The organism is Erysipelothrix aquatica (assembly GCF_009828775.2).
GTDB lineage: Bacteria > Bacillota_I > Bacilli_A > Erysipelotrichales > Erysipelotrichaceae > Erysipelothrix > Erysipelothrix aquatica.
Window position 1 is genome coordinate 1 of record NZ_WTSY02000048.1, and the last position, 5,878, is coordinate 5,878.

The 5,878-nt window shown below is 38.6% G+C and carries 5 protein-coding genes and 1 other annotated feature; of the genes, 1 reads left to right on the forward strand and 4 read right to left on the reverse strand.

From position 1 onward, the window contains the following. Window positions 1-109: 109 nt before the first annotated feature. The 4 genes from GVV20_RS09920 to GVV20_RS09935 all read right to left on the reverse strand — a co-directional run bounded on the left by GVV20_RS09920 (window position 110) and on the right by GVV20_RS09935 (window position 4,966). On the reverse strand, window positions 110-2,641 hold the full coding sequence (locus GVV20_RS09920; protein ID WP_159741049.1) for an ABC transporter permease: 2,532 nt from the start codon (window positions 2,639-2,641) through the stop codon (window positions 110-112). Beyond that, complete coding sequence (locus tag GVV20_RS09925; protein ID WP_159741048.1) at window positions 2,638-3,318, reverse strand: ABC transporter ATP-binding protein; 681 nt, start codon at window positions 3,316-3,318, stop codon at window positions 2,638-2,640. Before GVV20_RS09925 ends, GVV20_RS09920 begins: the two co-directional genes overlap by 4 nt. A gap of 68 nt (window positions 3,319-3,386) precedes the next feature. Further along, complete coding sequence (locus GVV20_RS09930) at window positions 3,387-4,328, reverse strand: sensor histidine kinase (RefSeq protein WP_159741047.1); 942 nt, start codon at window positions 4,326-4,328, stop codon at window positions 3,387-3,389. Next, the gene (locus GVV20_RS09935; RefSeq protein ID WP_159741046.1) at window positions 4,325-4,966 is read right to left on the reverse strand and encodes a response regulator transcription factor; all 642 of its coding nucleotides are present in this window, start codon (window positions 4,964-4,966) and stop codon (window positions 4,325-4,327) included. The genes GVV20_RS09930 and GVV20_RS09935 overlap by 4 nt, the downstream gene beginning before the upstream one ends. 91 nt (window positions 4,967-5,057) lie before the next feature. On the opposite strand from GVV20_RS09935, the gene GVV20_RS09940 reads away from it, so the two are divergent. Continuing rightward, a complete protein-coding gene (locus tag GVV20_RS09940; RefSeq protein ID WP_159741045.1) occupies window positions 5,058-5,609 on the forward strand; it encodes a GNAT family N-acetyltransferase in 552 nt (183 codons plus the stop codon). Between the two features lie 45 nt (window positions 5,610-5,654). After that, window positions 5,655-5,863 (forward strand) — a binding site (T-box leader). Window positions 5,864-5,878 lie beyond the last annotated feature (15 nt).

The window sequence follows — 5,878 nt, forward strand, 5'->3', positions numbered from 1 at the left end:
GAATTTTACTAATATCAAACACAATGATACACTTAGAAATAAAAAAACCATCATCATATTTCTATGACGATGGTACTGACTCTAAATATGTCGGACTATCTCACCAACACTAGATTATAAAGAGCCAATTTTCAATGATACTATGTCGTTTAAGAATGCGCAGGGCTATTTTAGCATTAATTATGCATATCACTAGAATTGCAATTGCGAGTAACACAACACTTCGCATATCGAGATAAAATGTCATCTGATTCATCACAGGTAGATCCTTATTTATAATGTAAATCATTGTAGAATACCCAATCGCACCGAACACTAATCCAATCATCATGGGGCGCACTGTTACGATTGCGCTTTCTACCATTACTGTTTTACTTAGCTGTGCATGCGTCATGCCCATCGATCGCATCATTGCAAATTCACTGCGACGTTCCCGATAGAGAATTGTTGACATACTTATTAAATTTGTAAAAACGATAAATCCAATCATTCCTGTAATTAATTTTGTGATATTATCCACAGTTGAAAGTACGATTTCACGAGACTCATAACGCGCTTGATTATTATCAATATGAAGCTCCGCAAAATGTTTCGTTAATAATTCCTCGGTCGCCATCGCATCACTACTGGATATATTAAATATCGTTTCGGATGTCGCTTTGTAGTTCTCTTCATACGTTGAGGGGCTTGCAAGCACTTTATTAATCTCATTGAATGTTGTCATGTTTGTCAAAATGATAGGGCTAGCCATTTGACCATGGCCTTTTCTAAGCATACCTAAATTTGTATTGTCCTCATTTATAACTTGATGAACTTTAACATTAACATTTTGACGATTACTGTTTGTCAATGTCATCGTTTCAATGCCTTCAAAATTTAATATTGGACCCGCATATTGAACGAGTTCAGACCCTTTTTCCAGATAGCCTTCATAATAGTTATCAATCACAATCATCGGTTCGTTTGATGAAGTCTTTTGGAATAACGACGCAAATAACGAATCATCTAGAACTGTCATCTGCGTCGGATTCACTTGTTTTTCAACAGTATAAGATTCACTTAAGCCCGCATTATAAATGGATTCAGAGAAGTCTATGTCTCCCGTCATCAGTTCCGATATACTGATTGGAAGTGTTCGTGTAATCACTACTTGATTGGTATGATCGCTCTCATGCAAGACTTTGACAATTTCTTGAACATAAGACTCTTGTTGCGCAAGCGTATCTAGATCTGGGACCTCACCAATATTATCCCATTGGGCGAACATATTATAAACAACCGGTTGCGGAACTGCATGTCTCAATACCGTTTGGAATAACGAGACAACAAAAACTGTAAGCATCACTACAATCACAATTGCGACTCGAATTCCTCGATACTTATAACCGTCACGCTGCATTGATTTTCCAGCAAGACGAATGGATTCTTTACGGCTCAATCTCGCCCAGAGGGGTAATTGCCCATTGCGTTTATAACGTGTCGATTCTCTTATTGATTCTAAAGCTGTCATCCGATATATTTTAGCAACCATGAATTCAATCGGTATCATGACTGAAATGAAACCAATAAGCATCAAGATCCCAATTAATTGCCATGATAACCTGATATGAAAGGGAGCATAACTTTCCATATTCAGAGTTGTTGTGAGTGTAGATGCATTGTTATGAATAAGCTGAATACTTCGCGTCATTAAGATTCCTACACCAATTCCCAAGATGATTCCTAGAGCGGCAAGCACATAACTTTCTTTTCGCATCATTGAATGAATCTGCTTCTTACTCGCACCGATACTTCGAAGTAAACCAAAGTCCTTTTGCCGACGACTCATATTGGCATAGAATGCATTCTGAACCATCGTGAAAGTGGCAAGGCTGAAGAAACTCATCACAGCTGCAGCAATACCAATCGCTAACATTTTTTCTTGAGCGACGCCATCCATCATTTTGAGTTCTTGATTGTAGCTCTGGTTATACGTGGCATGTGTATTTTCACCGCTATTTTCGATTGCAGACGCAACCAATTTATCAATGTTTCGAACATCCGACTTAAAGATAATATCTGCTTTCGTTGCAATCTTTGGGTTGGTTAATTGACTGTAGTAACTATAACCCTTACCCGCATCATTCTCAAAGAAACCAACAACTGTCAGCGGACTCAAGCCAATTGGGTCCCCATTATCCAACACTGCAACAACCGTATCACCAAGAGTCATCGAGTCAGCAAAGTAAGAACCAAAAGCGACTTCGGTTTCATTAAGCGGAGCACGTCCCGATACAAAGTTCCGATTACCATTGTATTTTACGTCATTATCAGATCGGATTGAATCAAAATTAGCATCAATCATTACGCCTCGAATAATATTTTTACCATGCTTGATTAAGAGCGGCCTACTATAAGCAACTGTATCAATTGATGGCTCCATTTGACTTATGGTAGTAGGTAAATTCGTTCCGTTTAATTGGGCATTCCATTTTTCGGTGTAACTCAGTTGATTATGCATTTGAGCATCATAAATTGTCTGTGTGATCATCCCAACCATTGTCAGTAATGCGACTGACAGTACGACACTCAAAATGGTCATAGCGGCTGTAAACGAATTGTGACCCAACTGACGTTTCATAAGTTTGTTAAGAATGGTCATTGATTGGTACCATCATAAACAATCTTCCCATCTTCGATATGAATTGTACGATCAGCCATTCGCGCAATATCGATATCATGGGTGACTAAAATAATTGTTTGATTGTAGGTTTCATTCGCATACCGTAACATGGTCATAATTCTTCGCGAGTTTTCCTGATCAAGATTTCCAGTCGGTTCGTCTGCCAGCAATAAAGATGGCTTATTCATTAGCGCACGTGCTATCGCAACCCGCTGTTGTTGTCCTCCTGATAATTGATTGGGCAAGTGATTAAGCCGATCTTCAAGTTGTAACAGGGTAATGAGTTCGTTGTAATAGTCGCTATCTACAATTCCTTCATCCAGCAAAATAGGTAGTTGAATATTTTCTTCTACAGACAACATCGGAATAAGATTGTAAAACTGATAGATCAAACCGATATGACGTCTACGAAAAAGTGTCAACTTGGTATCATCTAGAGTTTCCATTTGTAAGTCATCAATGATTACGGTTCCCCCCGTTTGTTGATCAACGCCGCCTAAAATATGAAGTAGTGTTGATTTTCCACAACCACTCGGACCAGTTATTGCGATAAACTCTTTTTTTTGTACGCAAAATGATAGCGAACGTAACGCATCCACTTGATACACTGGGGTCTTGTATACTTTTTCCAAATTTTCAATTTTTAGTATTTCCATTATAAGTCCTCCTGATACCCCAATTTTAGATCAAACAAACGCCTCTAGTTATGACGCTTCCGTCACACTTAAAAACGAAAAACAAATGCATTATCTGCTTCTACATAAAGAGCTCCATGTTGCTGGTGCATAATTTCTCGAGCCATAGATAGTCCGATACCAACACTATCTGGCGCTTTGTTCATTCCACTATAAAATCTTTCAAAAATCCGTTCGCGATCTCGCGGCGAAATTTCAACTCCATCATCTTTAATGACAACCTCAATTGTCCTTCCACTCTTGCGGGTTTGGATCGTAATCATCGTTTGCGCATATCTTATTTTGTTTACAAGAACATTCGATATTGCCTCATACGTTTGATTGTAATCACACTCAATCAACGTATCTTTGATTAAATTATTGACAGTCAGTTTAGCTTCATAAAGTTGCGGTTCTATTGCCGTTAGTAATTGTGCCATTAACTTATTTAGCGAAATGGGTTCCATCTTGAATGCAATCATATGTGTCTCTAATTGAACGATTTTATTTAAAGACAAAACGAGGTTCTCCATACGACGAAGTTGTAGAGTCATAGTCTCAGAAAGTTCTTGTTCTAATGTTTCGACCTCCACCATGATAGATAAGGCAGTTAGCGGCGTTTTTAGCTGATGTGAAATATCTTCCATCGCTTTTTTCAATCCTTGTTTTTGAAGTTGTAGTTGATATGCTGTCCCTTTCATCGCAATCATTGTTTTATTCAACTCGGCATGCAATGTTGACAACTCCCCTTCTTCATAAGCCTGAATATCGTGATGATAATCACCGTTATTTAATGTTCGCAAGTATGCGACCACGTCTTCGATTGCTTGGTTTCGTTGGCGTACAAACTGGTAGAAACAGATTATCAAGAGTATTGCGAAAAAAACGAGCCCCACAAACGGAAATCGATATTCAATAACAACTGCAACAAGAAATCCAATGCTCACTTGGGTCAAAAAAAATTTTACATCACGATTCCGAAGTTGTTTCATAAGTAGCGGTATCCCTTTCCATGAACGGATTCGACAACCCGTATATTCGCAAGTTTCTCACGAAGCCTTTTAATCGTAACTGTTAGCGCATTATCCGTTATAAATTGAGACCCTTGCCATAACATCTGATTTAGCATTTCTCGGCTTACAATTTCTCCTTTATGCTCCACAAACATTACAAGTAATCGATATTCTTGAACGCTAAGCATGATAAGTGTTTCGTTATGATACACTGTTGCGTTACTCAAGTTAATGGTTATATCGCCATCATGAATCCGTAGTGCCAAAGAGCGCTTCGCAATAGCGCGAATGCGACTATCTAATTCCGCTAAGCGAAAGGGTTTTGTAATGTAATCATCAGCCCCAATACTGAATCCTTCTAAGATGGTAATTTCGTCATCCATAGCTGTTAGGAAGACGATTGGCGTTTCAAACTGGCTTCGAACATATCGTGCAAAATCAAGCCCATTTCCATCCGGTAAGCCTACATCTAAAATGATGATATCAAAAGCATTGTTTAATAACCGTTCTCCCTCTTGAATACTAAAAGCAACTGTAAGATCCCAGTTGTTATTTTTAAAATACTTGCGCAATCCATATACGATGCCTGCGTCATCCTCTAATAGAAATATTTTCATACCCTCATTATAACTGAGGACACTTAAATACGTGTGAATAAATCGTCACTTTTGGTATGATGAGTGTACAGATAGAAAGTGGTGCGTCCCTATGAAAATAATTTCCTTAGACCGTCAAGCGTATCAAGGCGTGGTCTTACACTTTAACTACACTACAGATGCCTATTATGATGTTCTCGTGGAACCACAAGAACTATTCAGTGTGCGCTTGGTAAAAAAACAGTTTCCGAACCCAATAAATAAATCATTTACAGGTGCGCTGTTTCCAGATCATCTTGAAGATGCCCATGTATTTGCGGCAGTAGATGACAATGAGCAGATAGTTGGGTATCTCGAAGTTGGTGTAGAACCTTGGCATCAGCGATTACGATTATCCGAAATTTTGGTAGTCGAACATGCTCGTGGACAAGGTGTCGGTACACTGCTTATGAACAACGCGTATGAATTTGCGCAAGCCTGCGGTTGTCGAGAAGTGGTATTAGAAACACAGACGTGTAATGTCCCCGCAATTAACTTTTACTTGCAACATCACTACCGTGTGATTGGCATTGATCTAACACATTATTCAAACGAAGATATCGCCAACCAAGAGGTTCGTTTAGAGATGGTTCGATCCGTCATCTCAAAAATCACATCAAAATAAATAATAATAAAGTTTGACAATCCAAGTGAAACCTAGTATATTACTCTTAAATCGTTGAACAAGAGAGTAAACTTAAAAATGCCTTAAGCGAGTCAGGGATGGTGGAAGCCTGGTAGGAAATAATAAGTTGAACCGCACTTGGGAGATATTAGATTGAACTTAGTAGGTCTAATCGCCAACCTAGCGTTATAGGAAAGTGGTTTATCATACATGATAAGCAATTAGAGTGGCACCGCGTTAATGACGTCTCTAGATACATATATCTAGAG